Origin of the sequence: Staphylococcus sp. FSL W8-0271, assembly GCF_038006605.1 — a bacterium.
Lineage (GTDB): Bacteria > Bacillota > Bacilli > Staphylococcales > Staphylococcaceae > Staphylococcus > Staphylococcus cohnii.
Genome location: NZ_JBBOVM010000001.1, coordinates 714,264 through 739,869, shown reverse-complemented (window position 1 = coordinate 739,869; position 25,606 = coordinate 714,264). Strand labels below are relative to the sequence as shown.

Annotated in this window: 27 protein-coding genes; 8 read left to right on the top strand and 19 right to left on the bottom strand. The window is 32.4% G+C overall.

Annotated elements, in window-relative coordinates; all coding sequences use genetic code 11:
• The first annotated feature begins 3 nt into the window (after positions 1–3).
• The 3 genes from NST87_RS03485 to NST87_RS03475 all read left to right on the top strand — a co-directional run bounded on the left by NST87_RS03485 (position 4) and on the right by NST87_RS03475 (position 2,796).
• On the top strand, positions 4–873 hold the full coding sequence (locus tag NST87_RS03485; protein ID WP_019468636.1) for a GNAT family N-acetyltransferase: 870 nt from the start codon (positions 4–6) through the stop codon (positions 871–873).
• A 189-nt stretch (positions 874–1,062) separates the two neighbouring features.
• The gene (locus tag NST87_RS03480; RefSeq protein WP_019468635.1) at positions 1,063–1,920 is read left to right on the top strand and encodes a RhaT/GlcU family sugar-proton symporter; all 858 of its coding nucleotides are present in this window, start codon (positions 1,063–1,065) and stop codon (positions 1,918–1,920) included.
• 84 nt (positions 1,921–2,004) lie between these two features.
• Positions 2,005–2,796 carry a glucose 1-dehydrogenase gene (locus NST87_RS03475; RefSeq protein ID WP_019468634.1) on the top strand — a complete coding sequence of 264 codons (792 nt, stop codon included), beginning with the start codon at positions 2,005–2,007 and terminating at the stop codon, positions 2,794–2,796.
• Positions 2,797–2,918: 122 nt separating this feature from the next.
• On the opposite strand, the gene NST87_RS03470 is transcribed toward NST87_RS03475, so the two are convergent.
• Positions 2,919–3,827, bottom strand: coding sequence for an AEC family transporter (locus tag NST87_RS03470; RefSeq protein ID WP_019468076.1), 909 nt, complete (start codon positions 3,825–3,827; stop codon positions 2,919–2,921).
• A 146-nt stretch (positions 3,828–3,973) separates the two neighbouring features.
• Between NST87_RS03470 and NST87_RS03465 the strand changes: the two genes are divergently transcribed.
• Both NST87_RS03465 and mspA read left to right on the top strand, forming a co-directional pair.
• Positions 3,974–4,150 carry an SE1832 family protein gene (locus NST87_RS03465; RefSeq protein ID WP_019468077.1) on the top strand — a complete coding sequence of 59 codons (177 nt, stop codon included), beginning with the start codon at positions 3,974–3,976 and terminating at the stop codon, positions 4,148–4,150.
• A 63-nt stretch (positions 4,151–4,213) separates the two neighbouring features.
• A complete protein-coding gene (gene mspA / locus NST87_RS03460; RefSeq protein WP_019468078.1) occupies positions 4,214–4,531 on the top strand; it encodes a membrane stabilizing protein MspA in 318 nt (105 codons plus the stop codon).
• A gap of 309 nt (positions 4,532–4,840) precedes the next feature.
• Here the strand turns inward: mspA and NST87_RS03455 are convergent, their stop codons facing one another.
• The 3 genes from NST87_RS03455 to NST87_RS03445 form a co-directional block, all read right to left on the bottom strand.
• Positions 4,841–8,011, bottom strand: a complete 3,171-nt coding sequence (locus NST87_RS03455) for an efflux RND transporter permease subunit (RefSeq protein ID WP_019468079.1) — start codon at positions 8,009–8,011, stop codon at positions 4,841–4,843.
• 167 nt (positions 8,012–8,178) lie between these two features.
• The gene (locus NST87_RS03450) at positions 8,179–9,429 is read right to left on the bottom strand and encodes a lipid II:glycine glycyltransferase FemX (protein WP_019468080.1); all 1,251 of its coding nucleotides are present in this window, start codon (positions 9,427–9,429) and stop codon (positions 8,179–8,181) included.
• A gap of 365 nt (positions 9,430–9,794) precedes the next feature.
• Positions 9,795–10,556, bottom strand: coding sequence for a VOC family protein (locus tag NST87_RS03445; protein WP_019468081.1), 762 nt, complete (start codon positions 10,554–10,556; stop codon positions 9,795–9,797).
• 229 nt (positions 10,557–10,785) lie between these two features.
• Between NST87_RS03445 and NST87_RS03440 the strand changes: the two genes are divergently transcribed.
• Both NST87_RS03440 and NST87_RS03435 read left to right on the top strand, forming a co-directional pair.
• Entirely contained in the window at positions 10,786–11,220 is a 435-nt protein-coding gene (locus NST87_RS03440) for a MarR family winged helix-turn-helix transcriptional regulator (protein WP_019468082.1), read from the top strand.
• Between the two features lies 1 nt (position 11,221).
• On the top strand, positions 11,222–12,430 hold the full coding sequence (locus NST87_RS03435) for an MFS transporter (RefSeq protein WP_019468083.1): 1,209 nt from the start codon (positions 11,222–11,224) through the stop codon (positions 12,428–12,430).
• A gap of 281 nt (positions 12,431–12,711) precedes the next feature.
• Here NST87_RS03435 and NST87_RS03430 read toward each other — a convergent pair whose 3' ends face one another.
• The 7 genes from NST87_RS03430 to NST87_RS03400 all read right to left on the bottom strand — a co-directional run bounded on the left by NST87_RS03430 (position 12,712) and on the right by NST87_RS03400 (position 17,612).
• Complete coding sequence (locus NST87_RS03430; RefSeq protein WP_019468084.1) at positions 12,712–13,059, bottom strand: transcriptional regulator, SarA/Rot family; 348 nt, start codon at positions 13,057–13,059, stop codon at positions 12,712–12,714.
• Positions 13,060–13,536: 477 nt separating this feature from the next.
• Positions 13,537–14,559 carry a GTP 3',8-cyclase MoaA gene (gene moaA, locus NST87_RS03425; protein WP_019468085.1) on the bottom strand — a complete coding sequence of 341 codons (1,023 nt, stop codon included), beginning with the start codon at positions 14,557–14,559 and terminating at the stop codon, positions 13,537–13,539.
• A gap of 12 nt (positions 14,560–14,571) precedes the next feature.
• A complete protein-coding gene (gene mobA, locus NST87_RS03420) occupies positions 14,572–15,180 on the bottom strand; it encodes a molybdenum cofactor guanylyltransferase MobA (protein ID WP_064264224.1) in 609 nt (202 codons plus the stop codon).
• A gap of 7 nt (positions 15,181–15,187) precedes the next feature.
• On the bottom strand, positions 15,188–15,421 hold the full coding sequence (gene moaD, locus NST87_RS03415; RefSeq protein ID WP_019468087.1) for a molybdopterin converting factor subunit 1: 234 nt from the start codon (positions 15,419–15,421) through the stop codon (positions 15,188–15,190).
• Complete coding sequence (locus NST87_RS03410) at positions 15,418–15,870, bottom strand: molybdenum cofactor biosynthesis protein MoaE (RefSeq protein WP_019468088.1); 453 nt, start codon at positions 15,868–15,870, stop codon at positions 15,418–15,420. The genes moaD and NST87_RS03410 overlap by 4 nt, the downstream gene beginning before the upstream one ends.
• Entirely contained in the window at positions 15,871–16,356 is a 486-nt protein-coding gene (gene mobB, locus NST87_RS03405; RefSeq protein ID WP_040029984.1) for a molybdopterin-guanine dinucleotide biosynthesis protein B, read from the bottom strand.
• Positions 16,353–17,612 carry a molybdopterin molybdotransferase MoeA gene (locus NST87_RS03400; RefSeq protein ID WP_340721315.1) on the bottom strand — a complete coding sequence of 420 codons (1,260 nt, stop codon included), beginning with the start codon at positions 17,610–17,612 and terminating at the stop codon, positions 16,353–16,355. The genes mobB and NST87_RS03400 overlap by 4 nt, the downstream gene beginning before the upstream one ends.
• Positions 17,613–17,676: 64 nt before the next feature.
• Between NST87_RS03400 and moaC the strand changes: the two genes are divergently transcribed.
• Positions 17,677–18,156, top strand: a complete 480-nt coding sequence (moaC, locus tag NST87_RS03395) for a cyclic pyranopterin monophosphate synthase MoaC (protein ID WP_019468091.1) — start codon at positions 17,677–17,679, stop codon at positions 18,154–18,156.
• Between the two features lie 62 nt (positions 18,157–18,218).
• Here the strand turns inward: moaC and NST87_RS03390 are convergent, their stop codons facing one another.
• The 8 genes from NST87_RS03390 to galE all read right to left on the bottom strand — a co-directional run bounded on the left by NST87_RS03390 (position 18,219) and on the right by galE (position 25,587).
• Positions 18,219–18,719: a MogA/MoaB family molybdenum cofactor biosynthesis protein gene (locus NST87_RS03390; RefSeq protein WP_019468092.1), complete on the bottom strand. Its 501-nt coding sequence runs from the start codon at positions 18,717–18,719 to the stop codon at positions 18,219–18,221.
• Between the two features lie 11 nt (positions 18,720–18,730).
• Positions 18,731–19,735, bottom strand: a complete 1,005-nt coding sequence (locus NST87_RS03385; protein WP_019468093.1) for a ThiF family adenylyltransferase — start codon at positions 19,733–19,735, stop codon at positions 18,731–18,733.
• A 276-nt stretch (positions 19,736–20,011) separates the two neighbouring features.
• Positions 20,012–20,842 carry an MBL fold metallo-hydrolase gene (locus NST87_RS03380; RefSeq protein ID WP_040029986.1) on the bottom strand — a complete coding sequence of 277 codons (831 nt, stop codon included), beginning with the start codon at positions 20,840–20,842 and terminating at the stop codon, positions 20,012–20,014.
• A 71-nt stretch (positions 20,843–20,913) separates the two neighbouring features.
• Positions 20,914–21,519: an ATP-binding cassette domain-containing protein gene (locus tag NST87_RS03375; protein WP_019468095.1), complete on the bottom strand. Its 606-nt coding sequence runs from the start codon at positions 21,517–21,519 to the stop codon at positions 20,914–20,916.
• Positions 21,519–22,190 carry a molybdate ABC transporter permease subunit gene (modB, locus tag NST87_RS03370; RefSeq protein WP_019468096.1) on the bottom strand — a complete coding sequence of 224 codons (672 nt, stop codon included), beginning with the start codon at positions 22,188–22,190 and terminating at the stop codon, positions 21,519–21,521. The genes NST87_RS03375 and modB overlap by 1 nt, the downstream gene beginning before the upstream one ends.
• Positions 22,191–22,202: 12 nt before the next feature.
• Entirely contained in the window at positions 22,203–22,994 is a 792-nt protein-coding gene (gene modA / locus NST87_RS03365) for a molybdate ABC transporter substrate-binding protein (protein ID WP_340721313.1), read from the bottom strand.
• A gap of 103 nt (positions 22,995–23,097) precedes the next feature.
• Positions 23,098–24,591 carry a UDP-glucose--hexose-1-phosphate uridylyltransferase gene (gene galT, locus NST87_RS03360; RefSeq protein ID WP_040029987.1) on the bottom strand — a complete coding sequence of 498 codons (1,494 nt, stop codon included), beginning with the start codon at positions 24,589–24,591 and terminating at the stop codon, positions 23,098–23,100.
• A 3-nt stretch (positions 24,592–24,594) separates the two neighbouring features.
• On the bottom strand, positions 24,595–25,587 hold the full coding sequence (galE, locus tag NST87_RS03355; RefSeq protein WP_019468099.1) for a UDP-glucose 4-epimerase GalE: 993 nt from the start codon (positions 25,585–25,587) through the stop codon (positions 24,595–24,597).
• Positions 25,588–25,606: the final 19 nt, after the last annotated feature.

Genomic DNA, 25,606 nt, shown 5'->3' with positions numbered 1-25,606 from the left:
TATATGAAAACAACAAATCCGAACGATGTCGATCAAATCTTGGAATTTTTGAATAATGCTAATTATCAATCTGCTTCTTATTTGTATAAATTGCCACAAATGCATAATGACATTAGGACCGTTATTACCAATGCAATACAAGATCCGGGTGTGTTTGCACAAGTAAACAATCAAGATGAAATTACAATGTTGCTTTTGGCTTTAAAGTACGAGGACAATAAATATAAAGTATTAGGACCATTCATAGACAAAAGCATCAAGCCTTCTATCGAAGAAATGACACAACTTTTCGATGCATTAGCTCAAAGTAAACCGGATACTGCAAATTTTAATTTTTCATTTGAAGAGCATGAGCAAGCATATTTACCATTTATGAAATCTTTAGGTGCATCCTATAGTTTTACTGATTATTATCTGATTTCTACGAAAGATATTGGCGACGTTGGTAATGAACAGAATATTATTGAATACCAACCTGCGTTTTACCGTTATTTTAGTAAATTACACAATCAAACATTCAAACATGATGTAATGACTGCTGATGAAATTGTAAAATCATTAGATGCATACCATCGTCTATTTATATTTATGTCTGAAGGACTATTAAAAGGCTATTTATATCTTGAAATCGCTGAAAATAACAATATAGCTGAAATCAAATATTTTTCTTCTCACTCTGATTACAGGTTAATGGGAATTGCTTTTGATTTACTCTCATATTCTTTGCATTTTGCTTTTTCAACATTTGATATTGATAAGATTTATTTTAAAATACGCAGTAAAAATACTACGCTTGTTGAGCGTTTCAATGAATTAGGTTTTAACATTAATTATGAATATAAAAAATTCAAATACGTAGCAGCATATATTTAAATTGTAAGCGTTTTATATTTTTGCATTTTTTAATATATACACACTATTTTAAAAATTAAAAAGCTGAACTGTAATCTAATATTTTTACTATTCGATGCCTTTACTTTAAAATGATTATCTAGGGCAATCTTCAGTGATTGTTTTATAGAAGGAAAGTAAAATTAAATAGAGAGTGAGTGAAGCTTAGTTATGGATTTATTAATTGCCCTACTCCCAGCGTTATTTTGGGGGAGTGTTGTTTTAATTAATGTGCTAGTTGGTGGTGGCCCTTACAATCAAATTAGAGGGACTACTTTCGGTGCACTTATCATAGGTATCTTATTATTACTTACTGGCAATACAAAATTCGATGACCCCATCGTAATTATTGTAGGTTTAATATCTGGTGCTTTTTGGGCATTGGGACAAGGTTATCAATTAAAATCAGTCAGTTTAATTGGCGTATCTAAAACAATGCCAATTTCAACAGGATTACAACTTGTAGGTACTACTTTATTTAGTGCTATATTCTTAGGTGAATGGAGTACTGGTACGCAAGTTATACTTGGCCTAGTTGCAATGATTTTACTTGTTGGAGGTATTGCACTTACATCAATTAAAGGAAAAAATGAAGCTTCAGAAAGTACTAAAAACTTTGGTAAAGCAATTCCTATCTTGTTAATTTCCACTGTTGGTTATGTCGTCTATGTTGTGGTTGCACAAATTTTTGGTGTTGATGGCATGAATGCTCTATTCTTCCAATCTATTGGTATGGCAATCGGTGGATTAATATTATCTGCTAAACATGAGACTACTATTAAAAGTACCGTGTGGAACTTAATACCAGGTGTCATTTGGGGTATAGGTAACTTGTTTATGTTCTATTCTCAACCCAAAGTAGGTGTGGCAACAAGCTTCTCATTTTCACAATTATTAGTAATTGTTTCTACACTTGGTGGTATATTCCTTTTAGGTGAACGAAAAGATAAACGTCAGATGATAGGCATTTGGACGGGTATTATTTTAATCGTTATAGCTGCCTTTGTTTTAGGTAACATTAAAGCTTAGTTAAAGAACTATTATTAAATCTTATTCGACTTATAAACTTTTATAAAAACTAAATTTATGCCGAATAACTAGGAGGAATCTTAAATGTTTGAAGATTTAGCAGGAAAAGTAGTTATTATTACAGGTGCTGGTAGTGGTATTGGAAAAGCGATGGCAGAACAATTTGGTGAAGAAAAGGCGAATGTTGTATTAAATTACAGATCCGAACGTCATATGGACGCTATGGAATCCTCAATTAAATTAATTGAAAATGCTGGTGGTAAAGCGATAAAAGTTCAAGCAGATATCTCTAAAGAGAATGATATTGATCATCTCATCCAAACTACTGTAAATCATTTTGGTACATTAGATATCATGATTAACAATGCTGGATTTGAAAAAGCAATACCAACACATGAAATGCCTTTAGATGAATGGCAAAAAGTAATTGATATTAACTTGACTGGCGCATTTTTAGGTGCCAAAGCAGCAGTTAATCAATTTCTTAAAGAAGATAAGAAAGGTGTTATTCTTAATACCTCAAGTGTACATGACAAGATTCCTTGGCCTAACTATGTAAATTACGCTGCAAGTAAAGGCGGTTTGAAATTAATGATGGAAACAATGTCTATGGAATATGCTCAATACGGCATCCGTATTAATAATATTTCACCAGGAGCAATTGTAACGGAACATACAAAAGAAAAATTTTCAGATCCAACAACTCGTGCAGAAACATTAGAAATGATTCCAGCAAAAGAGATTGGTGAAGCAGAAGAAGTAGCAAACGTAGCAAGATTTCTTGCCTCTGATTTAGCGAGTTATATTCATGGAACTACTATTTATGTTGATGGTGGCATGACAAATTACCCAGCATTTATGGGAGGTAAAGGATAAATTCCTCACGTTCCATCACAAGATATGAACTTAGTCATTAATATCTATGCTCAAAATATAAAAAGGAGTTAATCCGTAACGGATTAACTCCTTTTTATATTTAAAGCCTTCCAAATAACCAATTAAACAAATAATGCTTGATATATATATAAAATAATAATGCTGATTAAAATCGTTAAGTTACTCACCATACCAACAAGCGGCAACGTCTTATACTTAAATTGAATTGAATAAGGTATAATAGCAACACCTACTGGTAATAACCAAGCAACTTGTAGTGTTGTTTTAATCATATCATTATCAACAGGTAAAAAGAAATAAACCAACAATCCTGCGATGACACCTAATCCATAATGTAAACCTAGATATTTCAAAGCGATAGGTAAGAAACGCTTATCGATACTAAAGTTAAGCATTAAGCCCAATAAGATCATTGATAAAGGCATGTTAGCGCCTGATAACACTGAGAAAAATTTAATGACAGGTTCTGGAAAATGAATATTAAGCATATTCAAAATAAACATGATGATATATGTCATTAAAGGAACCGATTTTAGTAAATTTTTGCCTAAATACTTAAAGTCAAAGTTATCACCCGCACTGCTAAAATAACTTCCAACAAAGTATGTAACACCAAACATAATCACAGCGCCACCAATATCTGCCATTCCGAAATATATCATTCCTGTTTTAGGCCAAATCGCTTCTACAAGTGGGTAAGCAAATAAACCAATATTTAGCGAAGCAGTCATCATTCCAACTGTGCCACGTATATGATTATCATATTTTAAGAAAAACCAAATTACGATGATCTTAGCGATAACACCATACAATATCATCAATATCGGTAGTACTGATAGCGACAAATCTAAACTTGCACCATTTAAATTAACAATCACTAAAGAAGGTAATGTTACGTTTAAAACGAGTGTTGAAAAAACTTGACTATCATTAGCTTTAAAATAATTGATACGTTTGAGTGTATAACCTAGTGCAATTAGTAAAATAATAATGATAAATTGTTGGGTCACATTAATCCTTCTTTCATCCAATCATCTGTTTTCATTCTATTTTCATACTTTAACATAAGTAGCAACCATTTTAGAAGCTTTCGAATTCATGTTATAATTTAATTTATATACAAAACGCTTACATTAGACAAAAAGGTGGTATTGGAATGGATTTAAATGACAAATTAGCAGAACTGAAACATGATTACGTTAGATTACAAGGCGACCTTGAAAAAAGAGAATCCGTCAATCAATCTGTGGACCCTTTAGTTAAACAACTTGAAAAGATAGAACAAGAAATGTCAGAAGTGCGTTCAGAAATTAGACAAAAAGAAAATAAATAACATCCTAGTAAATCAATAATTTACATGCTAAGATTAAGGGCGAACATAGAAAGGATGTAATAAATGCAACTGTATCTTATATTTTTGCCAGTGTTATATTTAATCGTAAGTTACATAAGTATATTTAAAATGAACACCATTATAACGCGTATTTTACGTATTATTATGTCTTTACTTTTATTATTCGTAGTAGCTATTACTACTTTATCATTCCCTGCAATAAATTGGTGGGTCTTTATTGTACTACTGCTTATCATAGGTAATGTAGAAATTACAGCATTCAAAAATAGCAAAAATGATCAAAAAGCCGTTCAAATTTTAAATATAATGAGCGTTATTTTATTTGTAATTTATGTTATTTTGACTTTAGTTTTATATTAAAAAACCATTATTTTAAAGATAATATAACGTAACATATATATAATCAGCCCCGAAAAGATTTCTAATTATAAGAAACTTATCGGGGCTGATTTTGTATATTTCTTCGTAATGCTTTACGTGCTTACCTCGAACAGGACATGGTCTTGTACTTTCCAAAAAATTATCTTTGATACCACACAATAATCATTACTCAATCACCTTAGAATGAAACTCACATCATTTATATTTCCAAACGCCTAATTATATATAAGTGTGGACATGCGAAATCTTTAAAAGTAGTAATCTCGCATGTCCGCATTATATTTTATTCTATTTTTGTTTTTTCAAGATTTTTGCCTTTAAGGTAAATAATATTTCATATATTACTGGTACAACTATTAAAGTTAGTAAGGTTGAAGAAATCAATCCCCCTACCACAGTTGCTGCCATACCTTTTGAAATAATGATAGAACTATCTTCACCAAATAGCATAGGCATCAACGCTCCAATAGTTGCTAATGCTGTCATGAGAATTGGTCTGATACGCGTTCCGCCTGCTTCTAACAATGCTGCTTGCATTTCCATACCTTGTTGTTGTTTATTTATCACTCTGTCAATTAATACTATTGCATTGGTTACAACAATACCAATTAACATAAGCATACCGATCATGCTCGGTACAGATATTGTCTCACCAGTTACTACTAAAGCAACTACAACGCCTATAACTGTATATGGTAATGAGAATAATATAGTGAAAGGTGCCAATGCGCCTTTAAATGTTAACACAAGTACTAAATAAACTATTATAATTGCTGCTAACATCGCCATAGATAATTGCGTTACTGCGTTACCTATATCTTCATTTGCGCCTCCCATGTTGACGTCTACGTTATTAGGTTTATCTATTTTATTTAATTTTGATAACACTTTCTGTGAAGTTCCACCCACATCATCATTTGTAACTTTGCCGGAAACTTTTGAGGTATAGTCTCCTGCTTTAGTTTCTATTTTATTTGGCGTAGTTGTTTTTTCTAATGTTGCGATGTCACTTAATTCAATCGCTTGACCAGTAGCTGTTTGTATTTCAGTGTTTTCAAGTTTTTCTTCTGTCCAATCCGTTTCTTTATCTTCTTTAATTTTCACATCTATCGATTTACCATTTTCCTTTACGGTTGTGACACTCTGCTCAGGTGTATTCTGATTTAATGTCATAGCTAATTGAGATGCAGACAAGCCATAACCAGAAGCTTTATTTTGATCGACTTTGATATTATATTGTTCGTATGTTTGAGATAAATCAGATTTAACGTTAGCTATTCCATGAATATTTTTCATTTCTTTTTCGATTTTATTCACAGTTCCTTTTATTGCATCAAGAGATGGTCCAGTAATAGTGACTGCTAATTCATTATTTGTCCCACCTGTGCCCATATCTTGATTTGCCCAATCTCCAGGATGCTGATATTTGTTGATATGTTTTAATACCTTATCAGGCTCTTCATCAAAATTAGGTGTATTACTATCATATTCAACCATGATAGCCATACTATTCGAACTACCTGTAGGGTCTGTTGGTGTTGATCCACCAACGGAATACTGAACTGTTTTAACTTTATCTTTATTGTTCAAATACTTTTGTACTTGTTCAGCATGTGCTAATACCCCTTTTTCTGTTTCACCAGGCTCGGGTGTATAAGTTAATGCCATAAATTTATCTTCCCCAGTTGAGATAAAACTAGTGCCTAATTTTGCTGCACCTAAACCAATACTAGCAATTAAAATAACTGTACTTAAAATCATTACAATCCATTTGTGCGCTAATGACCAGCGCAATATACGTTTATATCCTCTACCTACCATACCTAATGTTTCTTCTTTACGTTGTTTAACACCTTTTTTGAAAAAAGTAGCACTTAAAGAAGGCACGATGGTAATCGAAACAAGTAAAGAAGCTAGTAAACTAAATGCAATCGCTAATGCAAATGGTCTAAACATCTCACCGACTGATCCATTGACAAATGCCAATGGTAAAAAGACTATAATGGTAACGATTGTCGACGACATTATTGGTTTAAATACTTCACTCGTCGCACTAATAATGAGCTTATTGCCACTTAATGGTTCTTTTTTATCTGATAAACGTCTATAAATATTTTCAACTACAACAATTGAATCATCAATAACTCTACCTATTGCAACTGTTAGTGCACCAAGTGTTAATATATTTAATGATACATCTGTTAATTTCAATGCAACCATTGCAATTAATATAGACATCGGTATTGAAACGACTGAAATTGCAGTTGTTCTAATATTTCTTAAGAATAATAATATAACAATTATGGCAACAATCGTACCGAGTGCTGCTTTTTCAATCATTGTATATAGCGAGTCTTCTATTGGTTTCGCAGTATCCATAACTTTTGTAGATTTTATATCTTTATTATCTTTGATAAATTCATCAATTTCTTTTTTCGTGTCTTTAGCTACTTTAACAGTGTTGGCATCTTGTGCTTTTGTCACTTGTACATTGACTGCATCTTTGCCATTTGTTTTAGAAATTGATTGTCGTTCATCACCTACTGAGATGTTTGCAATGTCTTTGAGTTTAACAGAAGGCATGCTATTTTCTCCGTCTTGAGCAACTGAGCTAGGCATTGCTGTTGCCATGTTACCGTCTTGTGATGAACTTTGCGCACTAGCACCCTGATTTGCACTTCCATCGTTGCTACCTTGAGCACTCATGCTTGAAGCTGATAATGGAATTTCAAGGTTTTTCAATGCATTTACTGAAGTGAATTGGCCATCAATTACCACTGATTTTTCAGTTTTACCAAACTGGAATAACCCTAATGGGGTTTCACTAGTTGCACTCTTTAAGAATTGTTCCACACTATCGACAGTTAATCCTCTATCTTGCAATTTTTCTTGATCAAATTTAATTGAAACTTCTCTCGATGTCTGTCCATTCAATTGTGCATTTTGTACGCCATTGATTGTTTGAAGTTTAGGTAGTAACTGATTATTAACTTTTTTGGTTGTATCTTTTAAATTATTATCATTTGTAGTAAAAGAATAAGCCACAATTGGAAAAGCATTCATTGAATTCCTTGTTAATTCTGGTTCTTCAACGCCTTCTTCAAACTTAATTTTATCAAGTTCTTTCTTTAAATCATTTTCAGCTTTATCCATGTCTGTGCCATTTTCATATTCAACAGAAACCATAGAAGCATTTTGAATAGATTGTGCATTAACATTTTTAACACTTGCCATTGACCTTATTTGGTCATCAATTTTATCACTAATGTCATCCTTTACCGTTTCTGGTGTAGCACCAGGCATGGTTGTTTGTACAGTAATCACTGGAGGTTCAACATCAGGCAATAATTCAAGTTTCATTTTCGCACTTGAATAAACACCACCTAAAATGACCAGCAATACCATAAGAAAGATTGCAAATTTATTTCCCAACGAAAACTGCAATAGTTTTTTAATCATATCTTTTCTCCTCTCAAATATCATTTTAATTCAATATTGCATTTATTTTCTTTATGTATAGTCATATCTATGTATTTTCTAAACTCATAAAAAATGCACGTTATAAAGTTTAAATTGCATATTAAAACTTTATAACGTGTCTACTTTTTACAAAATTACAAACAAAACTATTTACGTTTTAATTTACGTGAAAGTTTAATTTTAGTCTTAGTCAACTTCGGCTTAACATTTTCAATAACTTGATATAATGGTTTATTTAACACGTAATCAAATTCACCTATTTTTTCACTTAAATACGTTCCCCATACTTTCTTAAATGCCCATAATCCATAATGGTCTGATTCCTTGTCTGGATCATTATCTGTACCACCAAAATCATATGTTTTTGCGCCATGCTCGCGAGCGTATTGCATCATAGCAAATTGCATGTGATGATTTGGCAAGAAGTCTCGGTAGTCATTAGATGATGCACCATAAAGATAGTAGGATTTATTCCCAGCAAACATGAGCAATGCACCTGATAAATATAATCCTTCTGGGTGCTTAGCTTCTAACGCTTCCATTTCATTAATGAGTTCTTGTGTTTTTTTCATTTTATTGTCAGCATCGTTTATTTTATTTAATGTCTTTTTATCTTGTTTTTTTTCAGCTAGCTTTTCTTTTTCCGCTTCTAATTGTGCTAAGTCTTGACGTAAATCTTTAAGGACTGGTTTAGGTTCCAATTTCACTAAAAATAATTCCGCATCTCCATCTGGATGTAAAGCATCGTATATGTTTTGGAAATAGCTAATATCTCTTGTTAAAAAGCCATCTCTTTCGCCAGTGATTTTCATTAACTTTGCAAATGTTTTCAAACCTTCTCTATCAGAACGTTCTACTTTAGTACCACGCTTTAATGCTAACCTTACTTTTGAACGATTACGTCTTTCAAAACTTTGAATTAACGCATCATCGTTTTTATCAATCGGTGTTATCATTGTCATTCTTGGTTGAATATAATCTTTCGAAAGTCCTTCTTTAAAACCTTTGTGTTTAAACCCTAATGCTCTTAAATTTGATAGTGCATCAGCACCTTTATCTACTTCAACATCAGGATCAATTTTAATTGTATAAGCTTTTTCTTCTTTTGCAATTTGAATTGCGTATTCTAGCAATGTTTCTAATGCTAATTTATTACTATAATCCGTTACAAAACCTCTTGAAATATAGCATAGCGTATAAGGTAATTTAGGAACCTTTTTAAATAATAACTGCGCCACACCTAAAATTTTACCATCTTCACCTACTGCGATACGCTTTGAGTACCAGCCAGTCAATTTCTTTGTTTCTGCCCACTTTGTTAATTGTAATAAGTCACCTTGAGGGTGCGCTTTAACAAAGGCATCGTGCGCTTGGTTCGTTATATTCATCTTTTCCATAAAACTGATATCTCCTTTTACCATTACATACTTTGTTATTATACATTGCTTCACACATTCTTTCACATCATTTCCCATTATTTGATATAATAATATACGAAATGAGGTGTTCTTGTGCGTATCATTATCTTGTCATTACTTTTTTTAATAAATTTAATTTTTGTAATCCAAACATTTAATACAACTTTTAATGTTTCATACCTAAGTTTAAGAATTATTCTCGCTGTTTTTACATTTGTAGTAACGGGTTATTTACTACTTTTATCTAATAACAATAAATGGGGAACTTACTTAACTATTTTAACACTAATAATTTCTTTGATACACATCATTGTTATTGCACATAGTATGTATGTTTACATTTATTAATCTGCTTCAACTTTGTACTTAAGCCCTCTAATGATTAATGTATATGGTGAAGTTGTATTATCATCTTTCAAAGTGACTGCTTTATAACCCGAATATTCACCATCATATATATGATATACAATATCATCGTTTTTCAATTTTAATGTCGTGCATGTTTCTGTGTTGTTAACGATCTCCATTCCAAACCACTGTTGCCATTTCTCAACCGTATGTGCTCTTTCTGTACTATTAATTTCAATACTTTTTATGCTAAAAGCATTTTGGCGTAATGGGTTTAACTTTTCTTCTCTTGCTTCAATATCTTCATTCCATTGAATAAAAAATGGCGGCTTCACCCTATAATCAGGATCAGCTATATATAACAAGCGCCATGTAGTCTTTTCTCCTTTTGTGTTTTCTCTTTGCATTTCAACAGGGCCTATGACATCTATATTTTGTGATTCCAGCGTTTCTTTTAATTTGGTAATATCTTGCGTTTGAAATGCGATTGTTTTTAATCCTTCTTTATAATGATCTTGAACAATTTTCGAAGGAAATGACACTCGACCTTCTTCACTTTTTACAATTTTTTGCAATTTCTCTGGTTTATAAATATCTAATAATTCAATGTAAGCATTATTTAAGTAGGCTAAACGATTGTATGTGCCTAATTTCTCATGTTTACCACCTTGATATAGTGTAAATAAATGACCTGGGAATTTGAAATTATCTAATTGTTGTACATAATGAACGATATGATCTAACTTTAAATCTTGCATACCTTTATCCCCCTATTTTTCCTTTACATTTATTTTAACAAATTGTATACACGTTTACTTCTGATAACCCATTATAATGATTTAAATTGAGATTATAAATTTATTTTTATTCAGAGATTAAAGCGCATCATTTAATAAATAGGTATTGATTTCCCTGTCCAAATGGACTAAAATATAACTTGTTCAAAATTAAGTTAGCTTTGCTAACCATTTTCGGAGGTATGCTTTCATGCAAAATAAATTTGTATTTGATAACATCATCGCAATTTATAGACCGTATACAAAAATGTTCCAACCTATCTTTGAATCATTTGAGCTATATCCTGCACAGTGGCTCGTTTTAAAAGATATTTCCTACAATGCACCGACCACTCTAGTACAAATTTCAAAGCGACGTTCTATTGAGAAGCCTACCACAAGAAAAATACTAAAAGTACTTTCTGAAAAATCTCTATTAACTGTTGAAACAGGTACAGATAAACGAGAAAAATGGCTTTCACTTTCTCCAAAAGGAGAAAACCTTTATAAAAATATCAGTTCACGTGTAGATAAAGTGCAAGACGAAATTATTAAAAATACAGGTTTATCTGTTTCAGAACTTGAACACATTACAAAATCACTTCAACTTATTCACGAGCAAATTTTGGAAATGGAGGAATTTTAACATGAATCAAACAGCATCGATGAAGTCACCAATTTGGACAAAAAACTTTAATATCAATTTTATTACTAACTTTTTAGTTTACTTATGCATGTATTTGCTTATCGTCATCATAGCGAGTTATACAAAAACTGAATATCATGCGTCAGACAGTATGGCGGGACTCGTATCTGGATTATTTATTATTGGTTCTTTAATTGGACGATTTATCACTGGAAAGTACGTTAATAAAATAGGTCCTAAACGTATTTTAATCATCGGTTTAATCTTATTAATCATCACACAACTACTTTATTTTATAGAAGGTGCCTTGGCTGTTCTAATGTTCACGAGATTAGTTAACGGTATTGCTACTGGGGTTACTACGACAGCAACGGGGACAATTGCTGCTTATGCAACACCACAAGAGAGAAAAAGTGAAGGTATTAGCTTGTTTTCTTTAAGTTTAGTTATAGGCGCTGCAATCGGCCCATTTTTTGGCCTTTTACTTATTAATACATTCCCAATTCAATTGTTATTTTTACTTTGTTTAATGTGCGGTATCATCAGTTTTATCATTTCATTTTTCATTAAGTTAGATATCGATATAACTACTGATATACCGAAAACACAAACAACTGAAAGCAAAAAATTTAATATTAATAATTATATCGCCAAAGAGGCATTACCTGTGGCAATTATTATGCTCCTTGCAGGATTATCTTATTCGTCTATTCTGACATTTTTACAATTTTTCGCTCAAGAAATCAATTTAGTTACAATATCTAGTTATTTCTTTATTTTTTATGCTATTGCATCACTCATTACAAGACCAATTGCTGGTAGAATGATGGACCTCAAAAACGAAAACGTCATCGCTTATCCTGCTTTTGTCTTTTTAATCCTTACATTTTTAACATTAAGTATTACAAATAATAGTTGGTTATTAATTCTTGCTGGATTACTCCTTGGCGCTGGTTACGGCAATATTTCATCTTGTATGCAAGCTATTGCAATCAAAGTATCTCCACCAGCTAAATACGGTATTGCTACCTCAACCTACTTTATCGGTTTAGACTTAGGGTTAGGCTTTGGACCTTATGTATTAGGCTTTGTAACATCTACAGTTTCATTCGCTCAATTATACGCTATTATGGGCGTATTGGTTTTAATTACTGGTATTATTTATTACTTCGTTCACGGTAGAAAAGTCAAACACATGAATACCTATTAATTTTTTCATAAAACAATAAGTTAAAGTTACTGTAAATTATTTGCTTTAGCTGTCAACAAAACTATTTTGTTGGCAGTTTTTTTGTACTCATTTTAAATACGAACCCTTTAGTATCTACTTTATATATTTAACTTTGAATACTAGTTATTTCAAAGTTATTACTGGGCTTGAATAATCGTATATTTAAAGTTTATTAAAAAAACCAAATGCTAGTATAGCACTTGGCTTATCTCTTATTTATCTCATTGTCGTTAATGGTCATCTAATTGCAACTTTAATAATTAAGCTACTTTTATGTTTTCAATTTCTTTTATAATATCATCTATTACTTTTAACTGTTCATCAGTATAATAATAGAACACTTGTCTTTCATCTGTTTCTGATCGAACTTTTGAGATCAATTCTTTTTTATAAATCTTTCTTATAATCACATCTATTTTACTAGTGTCCCATAACATTTCAAAATGTAAGGTATCTCTTAATTCTTTTCCACTAATTTTATTAGCTTCATAAACTTTAAACAACACTACAAATTCTTCGATAGATAGACGGTGAACTGACTTCAACCAATGTTTTAACTGACTTAAAGCCCTCTCAGATGTAATATAAAATGATGCTTTACTTTCCATAAATTTGGCCTCCTCATGATTTACTTTCATTGTTAGTATTGGCTTTATATAATGAATAAGCTTTTAAAATATTATATAACACTTTCTTCATTAAATATATTATTTTAAAAGAAACAGATAAATAAATTTTACTATTGTAAAGTTTTTATATAGCTACAATTGATTATGGTAATATTTTTCTATTGTTCATTATCTTTAATCGTTAAAAAAATACTTATGTATAATACATTTTCATATAAAAATATCTTTCTACATTTTTGAACTCATTTCACATAAGATATGAGTTCAAATTATAATAAAAAAGAGTAGAAGATAATTCAAATTGAATCTTTGAATTATTTCCTACTCATAATATTTTTTGAATAATCACAATAGTGATTATGATTATAAAATAATTAGTTATTTTAAATATTTAATAACTGATCGTCATACTTATGGTCAAAAGTTCAGTTTCCATAAATGCTAATAGCTAATAAATCAGCCACCAATATAGTTCATGTTGATTTTTTTACGTTGTCTATTGGCTACTGTTTGCGCTGTACGTTCATCTGAATATCTATCATCACGAATATTCCATAAAGCTTTAAACTGTTCAAACAATGCCTCATCTGACACACCAGATCGCATAAATGATTTCACATTAAACCCGTCCACGGTACTAAATAGACAACCATAAAACTTACCATCTGATGATAATCTCGCACGTGTACATGTAGAACAGAATGATTCAGACACACTTGTAATCAGACCAAACTTAGCACCATTATCTTTATGTCGATAATATTTTGCGACTTCACCAAAATATTTGGGTTCCACAGGTTCTATATCAAATGATGACTCTACCATTTTTAACATTTCATCTTTTGTTACAACCTTACTGAAATCCCAACCATTATCATTGCCGACGTCCATAAACTCAATAAAACGTATTTCAATATCTTTGTCTTTAAAATATTGAATCATAGGTAAAATTTGATCATCATTCACACCTTTTTGAACAACTACATTTACTTTTACATGAAAACCTATTGAGACTGCATAATCTATTTGTTGTAAAATCGTGGAAGCTTTAATATTTCGATTGTTTATAGCTTGGAACACTTTGTCATCAATCGCATCTAAACTCACATTAAGACGTCTTAAACCAGCATCATATAATTTTTGGCCGTGTTTTTTTAATAATAAACCATTAGTGGTTAAACCAATATCTTCTATACCATCAAGTTGGTTCAACTCATAAATTAATTTATATAAATCTCTTCTTAATAAAGGCTCTCCACCTGTAATACGTATTTTTTTGACTCCTAAACGTGTATAAACTTTAGCAATACGTACCATTTCATCAAAAGTGAGTAATTCATCTTTGGGTAGGAAAACAAAGTCATCGCCAAATATTTCTTTTGGCATACAATAGTCACAACGAAAATTGCAACGATCTGTAACTGACAACCTCAAATCTCGAATTGGACGTCCAAGTTTATCAGTTATTTGTTCTACCATTTGATCAGCCCCCTATCTATTCATAATGTCATGATGTAAATCTATTAAGTCTTGTTGATAGTTAATATTTTTGTACCAATAATCAGATGAACCAATTTCACGCACATCTAACCAATCACTTTTGACTTTTGAATAGACATTCTTAAGGCTGTAATCTCCTGATTCCAATGCTGATTCTATAAAAGATAAAGTATGCGGGCTGTAAAAAGCCATCGTTGGAATAGGCATTCCATCTTCTTGGAAACCGGCGATATCTAGTTGATCTTCTATTAAATGTTCCACCATAAATTGATACAATTTACTTATTGCTTTTTGTGTAATCATAGGTGTATCTACAGATATGACAAAGAAAAGCGTTTCGTCTGAATGTCGTCTCATTACTGAGTAAATACCAACCAGTGGACCTTTACCTTTGTTTTTAGCATGATCGATAACAATATTATTATGATCAAATTCATGTGCTAATGTTTCATTCGTACTAATAATTATTTCATTAAACATATTAGTAGCTTCTAAAACTTCAACGATACGTTTGTAAAACATTTGTGTGATAATCTTTGCAAACGCTTTTGGTTTACCAAATCTTTCTGATTGTCCTCCAGCTAATATAATTGCTTTCATATGTCTATTACCCTCCACTAACTGGTGGTATCAACGCTACAGTATCATTAGACGTTACGATATCATCACCTTTGACAAATTCTTCATTAACTGCAATTTGAAACTTTTTGTTATTAATATTAGGATAACGCTCAAACAAATCTGTTACAAATTCATCAACGGTAATATCATAACTTAAGTCAATGTCTTCTGAACTTTTACCCAAAACTTCTTTGATTTCCGCAAAGTATAATACTTTCATAACTTTTCCCCTCCAACTGCATCCTCATGGCTACCATGTTGGTGACCTTGCCATTCAGCACCATCTTCCCAAATCTCTTTTTTCCAAATGGGTACTAACTCTTTAATACGTTCAATAGCATATTCGTTAGCACGATAAGCATCTTTTCTATGTGGCGATGAAACACTTATCAATACTGCAATATCTGATATCGCTAGTGGCCCAATTCTATGCACAATAGCCGTTTTTGTCCCCGGCCACTTTTGTGAAATCTCATCACCTATTTGTGCCAACTTTTTTTCTGCCATAGGTATATAAGCTTCATACTCCAAATATTCTGTTTTGACTCCCTGTGTCCACTCACGTACATGACCTGTGAAAATAACAACGGCGCCTTGATGTTCATTGAGCACATACTGACGATATTGTTCTGTGGCTATTGGCTCGTTTACAACCTCAAATTGTTTCATTCAATCCATTCCTTTTTCATTAACGAAAGATAATAACCATTGTTCAAATTTTTGAAGTGCTAATGGTTGTTCAATATTAATATCGTACTGAATATTTGATAATTTATTTAGCTGTTGGTAATCGGCGTCATCACGATATATCAGCACTTTATCATAATTTGCTTCTTTGAATCCTTCTACTAAAATGATGTCACTGTCTATTGTAACAGATTTATCAATGATTTCATCCAGCCTTTGTTTTTCAATTCGTGTAACTGTTTGTTGTAGATGGTGCCCTTGAACAATACTTTGATCGGCACCAGCATTAAAATGTTTCATGTGGTCAACAGTATCCATTTGTAGTTCAATATCTGATAGATTTAAATCATGTTGCCCATGATGTTTAATCGTTGCTACGCAAAAACCATGCAATTTTAAAAATTTCACTGCATGTGTCATCAATGTCGTTTTCCCTGAATTTTTATAGCCTACAATTTGTAATATCATAGCGTAGTGTCCACTTCGTATGTTTGCGATTCAGTTAAAATGACATCAACTGTATGACCTTTTTGATATCCTCTTGTACCGCTTGGTAACACAATCATTGCATTGCTATGTGCAATAGCTACTACTGCACCAGACTTATTAAATCCTGATGGTACCACTGTCATCTCTTTACCATTAAAAGTCACTGTTGCTCGAATAAATCTTGTAAATGGATTGGGCTTTTTAAAGTCTACCATAAGTGTAGCTTGTACAATTTGTGTATATATAGCTTTAGCGCCCATCATGTGCTGTATTGCAGGTTTGACGTAGAGTTCAAAGCCAGTGAAACAAGCAGATGGATTACCTGATAATCCAAATAAATATTTATTATTAGCAACAGCTACTGTAGTTACACTACCGGGGCGCATGGCAATTTTGTTAAACAACACTTGCGCATTGACCGCTTCATAAATTTGAGGCAAATAATCAAAATCACCTACAGATACACCGCCAGTAGTGATTACAATATCATGCTCAGCCATAGCTTCACGCATCACCTGAATACTACTATTCAAATCATCTTGTTGAATTTTATAAGCGTTGACTTCTAAGTGATGCTTTTTTGCTAAAGCAGTTATCATAGGACCGTTTGAATTACGAATTTTTCCTGGTTTTAAATCATCTCCAACATCCAATAATTCACTTCCTGTAGCGATAACAGCCACGCTAGGTTTTTCAAAAACCGGAACTTCTGTATAACCATATGTTGCTAAAACAGCTATTGCCCCTGGATTAACACATTGACCTTTTTCTAATAAAACATCTCCAACCTTTGTTTCTTCACCTTTTATCGAAATATTCTCATTTGCGCTAAATGTTTTTCTTATTGTAAAATCTTGTTCACCTTCGACAGTTTGTTCAAGCATAACGATGGCATCAGCACCTTCAGGTATTTGTGCACCTGTCATAATTCTCACGGCTTCAAATGCTCCAACTGTTTTAGTTGAAACTGATCCTGCTCCAATGTGGTCAATAACTTTAAATTTAATGCGATTGTCACCGCTTGCACCTTTTGTATCAATACTTCTTAACGCAAAACCATCATATGGTGATTTATCAAACCTTGGTATCTCATGGGTCGCTACAATATCTTCAGCTAAAATGTAATTTAAGCTTTCCGCTAAGGGTAGAGTGGTTCTATCCATAAAAATTTCTTGGTTTATCACACGTTGAATTGCTTCACTCACTGGAATTGGGTTTCTTTTCTCTACAGGCATCGCAAATCTACTCCTTATAATTAATAATTTCATGATATACTAGAACACGATTAGGAGGGATACATTGACTGAATTTACGCATATTAACAAACAAGGGAATGCAAAAATGGTAGACGTTTCTGATAAAAACATAACAAAACGCTCAGCTACTGCGCATTCAAGTATAACGGTAAATCCAGAGATTTATGAACAAATCGTTGATCACACTAACCAAAAAGGAAATGTACTGAATACTGCTCAAATTGCTGGTATTATGGCTGCAAAAAATACTGCTGATATTATACCAATGTGTCATCCGTTACCTTTAACTGGTATAGATATCACATTTGATTGGCAAAAAAAAGCACAAGCATTCATTTTAAATATACAGGCAACCGTCTCTACAACTGGAAAAACTGGTGTGGAAATGGAAGCACTCACTGCCGCTTCAGCTGTAGCACTTACAGTTTATGATATGACAAAAGCGTTAGATAAAGGCATGGTCATTGGCGAAACTTACCTACTCTCAAAAACAGGCGGCAAATCCGGTGATTACAAAAGATAACTGTCGTAAATATTAATATGTAAGTGATAGAGTCCAACGAACATATAAACGTTGGGCTCTAATTATTTTGTAATCTCTTGAACTAAATGATTCAGTTCTGGTTTAATGAGCTTATTCAATGCTAATTTCACTGCGCCCGTAGAGCCAGGTATACTAAAAATCAATTTATCATTTACGGTACCTGCAATTGCTCGAGATAATAGCGCACGTGTCCCAACATCTTCTGCATAACTTAAATATCTAAATAATTCTCCAAATCCTTCGATTTCTTTAGTAATCAGACTAGATACAGCCTCTATCGTTACATCTCTTTGTGCTATACCAGTTCCACCTGTAGTGATAATGACATCAATATCCTCTGCTAACCAATGCTTTAATTGCTCAGTAATTACAGTTTGTTCATCTTTAACAATCTTATAATGTGATTCTGTAATCGTAACGTTTAATGTTGAAAGTAACTCTTTAACTAATTTACCACCTTTATCTGTTTCATAATCTCTTGTATCAGAAACTGTTAATACTGCACATTTAATATTTCTATCAAGTTTAACATTTGTATGCATATTGAACCTCCTTAGCCAAATAATTGGTTGATTAACGTCATCGCTTGTTGTGGGTTAGTCATACCATGAATCAATAATCTTCCGCCTTTAAAGCTAACTATTCTATGTGCTTTATATTTAAAATGTAACATGTAAGGGTTGCGTTGATATGGAATCTCTTGTCGTTGCAAAAATGTTTCCAACATTTCCTGGGAAATTTCAGGGTTTTCATATTGAACAGTATCCCTTCCACATAAAGTTGCAAATTGCCTTTGTGTTGTATTGAGATACGGATATGTTGGTTGTGTGCCACAAGTTTTACAAGCGCTATCTTGCAATTTTTTAAATCCAAATGTAAAATGTGTGCCTTCCCAAATATCACCATAAGTAACTTTAGGTGCAATTGTTGCGCCTGTTAATATTTTCAACGCATCTTTTAATTGTAAACTGGTCGTCATAGTGACTGCTGGCTGAATGACGCCTACTGTATCACAAGTCATATTAATAGCAGGTAGCTGTGGGATCAAACAGTTAAAACAAGGTGTTTGTTCAGGTATAAACGTCGCTTCCACATAAGTACTTTGTACAACACCACCATAAATCCATGGTATACCAGCTTTATACGCAAAATCATTTATCAATTGTCTCGTTTCAAAATTATCAGTTGCATCTAAAATAAGTTGTACATCTTGTGCGTTTGATTCTAAAAATAACCGATCGACATGTGCAATATGTATATGCAATCTCAAATTTTGACGTATAGCCATTAAATTGCGTTCTGCTGCAACTACTTTTGGTAATTTATCTGCTGCATCTATTTCTGTATACATCGTTTGGCGTTGTAAATTACTATATTCAATATAATCTCTATCTACAATTGTTAGTTCACCTACACCAGCTCTTACTAATCCTTCTGCTAGGTGTGTGCCTAAAGCTCCCATACCTATAATTAACACATGTGCATTCATAATTTTCTCTTGCCCAGATGTTCCTATATGTTTAAATAACATTTGTCTTGAAAAACGCTCTACACTCACTATGAACCCCCTCACTTTGCATCATTATTTTCATTATAAATCTTGACGGTCTATGTAACAACGGTTTAAATTCATTATGCGAAAATCCTATATGCCACTTTTATTCATATTAGCAATACAAAACTTAACAAAATAAAAGAGTAAGAACGAAATCAAATATAGATAGTGATTTCATATTCCTACTCTTTATCGCAAAACAGTTTCAAAAGAAATAATGATACATTTATGGTGATTACTAATACTTTGATTTTTGTCATTAAAGTCACTAATCATTATTTAAATTTGAATTTTCAATCCATCAAATGCAATGGTTGATTTTAAGCCATCTTCTGCTAATTGCTCTTCTAGTTGTTTAATTTGTGTCTTTGTTAAACTTTCAGTAGCTTCAATATGGGTAAAATATGTATGCTTAGCATTAATAGCTTTAGCAATAGTCACACATTCATCAAATGTCGCCTCTCCTAAAGCATTTAACATACCTTTTGGATGAATACGTTCATTAGTTATAGGATTAACTTCATTGCTACCAAAAGGTAAAATAGCAACATCAACTTTTTTCAACTTCTCCGTTGGTCGAAAGTCTTTAATTTCATCTGGAATAATAAGTATACGTTTGGTATTTATAGTTAAATAAAAACCAAACGCGAATTGTTCTGCTAATTGAATCCATTCTATCGTTGTACCATCAAAACTAATTTCTGCATCATTGTCAACAATTACCAGGTTAATTACACCTAATGATTCTAAATATTGAACATATTCCCAACGTGCAAAATATGCTTTAAAATCTTCCACTTCTTGAGTTGTAATATAAACCGTCGTCGTTTTGGACTTAGGTATTTTGTGAATAAAATCAAAATTGAGTGTTTCCCATATCCTAATCCCCATCGTGTGATCTGGATGCCAATGAGAGTAAATGCCATATTTTATATCACCAATTTTTGATTGTCTTAGTTGTTGAAATATATCTTCTGAAGTGTCGATGAGTAATTGTAAATCATGAATGAAGATACCAGGCCCTGTTCTTTTTTGTGCATCTTTATGCTGTGAAACTGATTGATAAAGTGTTGGTATACCTCCAGAAGTTCCTAAAAATTCGATAATCACTGCATCACCCCTACTTATTTATAAATGTGATTATATTTATTACTCAACTGCACATAAACTATAACTACATATCACCCTATATTAATAATTTCGTGTGCCAATATTTCAGCTTCATATTGCGAATGTGTAACAAAGATAATAGGTATATTCCATAATTTAAAAATTCGTTTTACTAACAAAATACTTTCTTCTTTCGTTGCATCATCTAAACTAGAAAACGGCTCATCTAGTAACATCAAGTCTGGTTTAGTACTTAAAGTTCTAGCTAATGCAACACGTTGAGATTCACCACCTGATAAACGTATTGGATATTTATCTTTTAAGTGAACAATATTTAGTTGATTCATTAAATTATCTATGTGCTGAGAGTACTGTGTCATAAAAGTGATATTTTGAAACACAGTCATATTTGGAAATAATTGATAATCTTGAAATAAATAACCTATATTGCGTTTTTGAATCTTCACATCAACATTTGAAGTAGTGTCTGTCAATATATGGTCGTTAATCTTTATAAACGCTTGATCTGGTTGTTGTAAACCAGCAAGCATATTTAAAATTGTTGTTTTCCCTATACCTGAAGGTCCTTTAATGGCATAGATTTTAGGTGTAGTGTCATCTATTTTCACATGTAATTGCGTATTATTTAAAAGATGATTCAAAGATATATTTAGCATTAACGAGCCTCCCGATAACCATCTTTATTCAATAAATTGATTGTACCAATTACAGTGACCGCAAATGCAACCAATACAATCACCCATAACCATGCTTGATTTTCTTTCCCTTGCTCTACTAAAAAGTATATTTCTAAAGGTAACGTGTTGGTTTTGTTGGGAATATAGCCTGCTACCATTAACGTAGCACCAAATTCTCCAATTGCCCGCGCAAAACTCATCATTACACCAGCAAGTATTGAACGCTTAGATAACGGTAAAACCAATTTAAAAAATATTTTACTTTCACTTGCGCCCATTGTTCTTGCTGTATTCAACATCTTAGGATCTATGCTCCGAAACCCTTGTACAGTATGCTGATACATTAACGGAAAGCTTACAATGATAGATGCAAATATGGCACCAGTTAAAGTAAATACAACTGGCAAATGTAAAAAATCGCTAAAAAACCTACCAATCACACTACGAGGTGAAAATATAATCAGTAAAATAAAACCCATCACTGTTGGAGGTAACACAATTGGTAACACAATGAAACTTTCCAAAAGTCTCGTTATAAAGCCACGACGCTTATACAACCATCTTGATATAAAAACACCTAATATCGTAACGATAATCGTGCTGATAACCGCGACCCTCAATGATATCCAAAATGGCGTGACATCTGGCATTTTTGCTACCTCCTATACTTTGAATTTATATTTTTTTAAAATTTCTTGTGCTTCATCTGTTTTTAAAAATTCAACCCATGCTATTGCTAACTTTTTATCTGAAATCGCCGCTGACTTATATGTGATAGGTTGTTTTAACTCAGCTGTTTGAATTTCTTTCACATTACTATCACCATTTTTTTGACTTTGATATAAATCTGTTTTATAAACATAACCTAATTGGGCATTGCCTTTTTCAACATAATTTAATACTTGTCGCACGTCTTTGGCAAAGACTAAATGTGGTTTAACATCCTCATACAATTGATGATCTTTTAAGTATTGCTCAGCATATTTACCTGCAGGCACAGATTTAGCCTCACCTATAGCTAATTTTTCACCTTGCTTTAAATCAGACACATTCTTATATGTACTATTAGATTCACCTATAAGTACTAAATCATTTTGTGCGTATTCATATTTATTTTGAGCTTGTTTGGCTAATGCATCAATATCTTTTGTATTTGCAGACATAAATACATCTACAGGTGCCCCCTTCTCAATTTGTTGTCTCAGGGCTCCTGATCCGCCATAATTAAATGTGATTTTTGCATTTTTATGTTTTTTATTAAATGCTTGTTCTAAATCTTTAGTGACATCTGTTAAACTTGCTGCTGCTGAAATATGTATTTCTTTCTTATTATCATCCTTATTGCTAGCATCTTTTTCACTATGATTATTTTCACTGTTAGAGTTGGAGCACCCAGTTATTAACATACAAATCATAATAGTAGCAATAATTAAAAAAAGCCAAGTTCTTTTCATTTAGTTGCCTCCTTTTTCATATAATTATATGCCTCTTTATTTCAAAAAAAAAGAGCATATACTAAAGTAAAAACGACTTTGTATAGCTCAATTTTCAAAATATTTATTGTAACGAGGTAATAAACGTCTTAAATGCATTTTGACCTTGTGGTGTATTTTTAAATACACCTGCATCCTCTAGTACGCGTTTGAATTTAAAACCAAGTTCTTTTTCAATAATTTCTTCTACGTTCTTTTCATTAATATCATATCGTTGCGCCATATCTTCTGCCCATGATTGATGTATACCTAATGTTTGTTGTTGATCACCTAATAAAAATGCCTTAACCTGTTGTAACTCTTGTTTTAATCTACCAGGCAAAATAGCAGTACCCATGACTTCTATTAATCCAATGTTTTCTTTCTTAATATGTTGGACATCTTTATGAGGGTGAAAGACACCATCTGGATATTGTTCTGATGTTTGATTATCTCTTAAAACAATATCAAGTTCATATTGTTGTTCCCTATAACGGGCAATAGGCGTTACAGTGTGATGACGCTCGCCATTTTTACTGTATGCGCTTATATCTACAGTTTCATCTGAATAATTATTCCATGCTTTTCTAATAAATTCTGCCGCCGCTACTAAGTCGTTTTTATCTTCACTTTTCAAACGAATGACACTCATAGGCCAATACAATGTCGAAGCCGCTACTGTTGGGAATTGTTTTAAACTAAAGTTGTGCAATTCCTTAGCGTTGTCCATCGGAAATGTGTGTCTACCCGATTGATAATGATTGTGTGTCAAAATTGAACCACCAACGAGTGGTATATCTGCATTCGAACCAATGAAGTAATGTGGAAATTTATCTACAAAATCTAACAGTTGTACAAATGTTTGCTTATCTATGTTCATAGGCACATGCGATTGAGATAAAACGATACTATGTTCTTTAAAATAGGCATATGGAGAATATTGAAAACCCCATTGTTCTTGTCCTAAGTTCAATCTGATAATACGATGATTTGTTCTCGCAGCTTGTATTACAGAGCCTTTAAACCCTTCATTTTCCATGCATAGTGCGCATTTAGGATAATCTGTTGCAGGCGCTTCTTTCGCTTTGGCAATTTGTTTAGCATCTTTTTCTGGCTTGGATAGATTGATTGTTATTTCCATATCACCATATTCACTTGCTGTGTTGAAATTTATATTATGCGCAATTGCATCTTCTTTCACATAATGATTGCGTTTGGTTATGTTATAAAAATAGTCTGTCGCTTTCTTCGGACTCTGTTGATATAATTCATAAAACTTATGATTCAGTACAGATGGACGTGGTGTGATTAAATCTAATATTTGTGCTTCAATGATCTCTTTGCTATATAATGCCTCATCTATACATTTGTTATTAATTGCTTCTTGAATCCAGTATTGTGTTATCTCAAGTGCAGTTGTCTCTGAATTAAATTTGGAAGTTGTTGTATCATCTATACCTGAAGCATTTAAAATACTCAGTAACCTATTTTGAATATAAATGGCGTCTTCCGCTTCATAATCCCCATGTACAATAGCGTGAGATACAAATAATTGGACAGCGTAGTTATTTAATAACATGCATTATACCTCCTGATATCCGTTAGGATGCTTTTCATGCCATTGCCAAGCAGAACCAATAATATCATGTATATCATCATGTTTAGGTTTCCATCCTAATATTTGCTGTGCTTTATTACTTGATGCAATTAATTTGCTAGGGTCTCCGGCTCTTCTTTCACCTACAACTGCATTTATTGTTTTACCTGTAACTTTTCTTGCTGCTTCTAAAATTTCAAACACAGAATATCCTTGACTGCTACCTAAATTAAATGCACCTGATTCTCCACCATTTTTCAAATGTTGAAACGCTAAGATATGTGCATCAATTAAATCGACGACATGTAAATAATCTCGTATGCAAGAGCCATCTTCCGTATCATAATCATCGCCAAAAACAGTTAATTCATCTCTTTGTCCTAAAGCTACTTGTAATACAATTGGTATTAAATGCGTCTCAGGTCTGTGGTCTTCTCCAATTGTGCCATCCTCTTTTGCTCCTGCAACATTAAAGTAGCGTAGTGCAGCATAATTCACACCATAAGCTTCATGACTCCAATGCATCATTTTTTCCATCATTAATTTACTCTCACCATAAGGACTTGTTGGCGTTTTAGAATCATCCTCTGTAATTGGCACAGAATCTGGTTCACCATATACTGCTGCAGTTGATGAGAAAACAATATGCGCTACCTCATGATCATACATAACTTCTAACAATACTTGTAAACCATTAACATTATTATTGAAATAGGATAGTGGTTTTTCAACAGATTCACCAACTAATGAGTATGCACAAAAATGAAATACGCCTTCAATATTTTCGTTATTAAATACGTTTTCTAAAAATGCCTTATCACGAATATCACCTTCGTAAAACTTTGCATTATTGTTTACTGCTGCTTTATGTCCAGTGCCTAAATTATCTACAACAACAACATCATAGCCTCTATGAATTAATTGATCTACTGCATGACTTCCAATATAACCTGCGCCACCTAATACTAGTACACCCATGAAAAAACCCTTCCTTTTT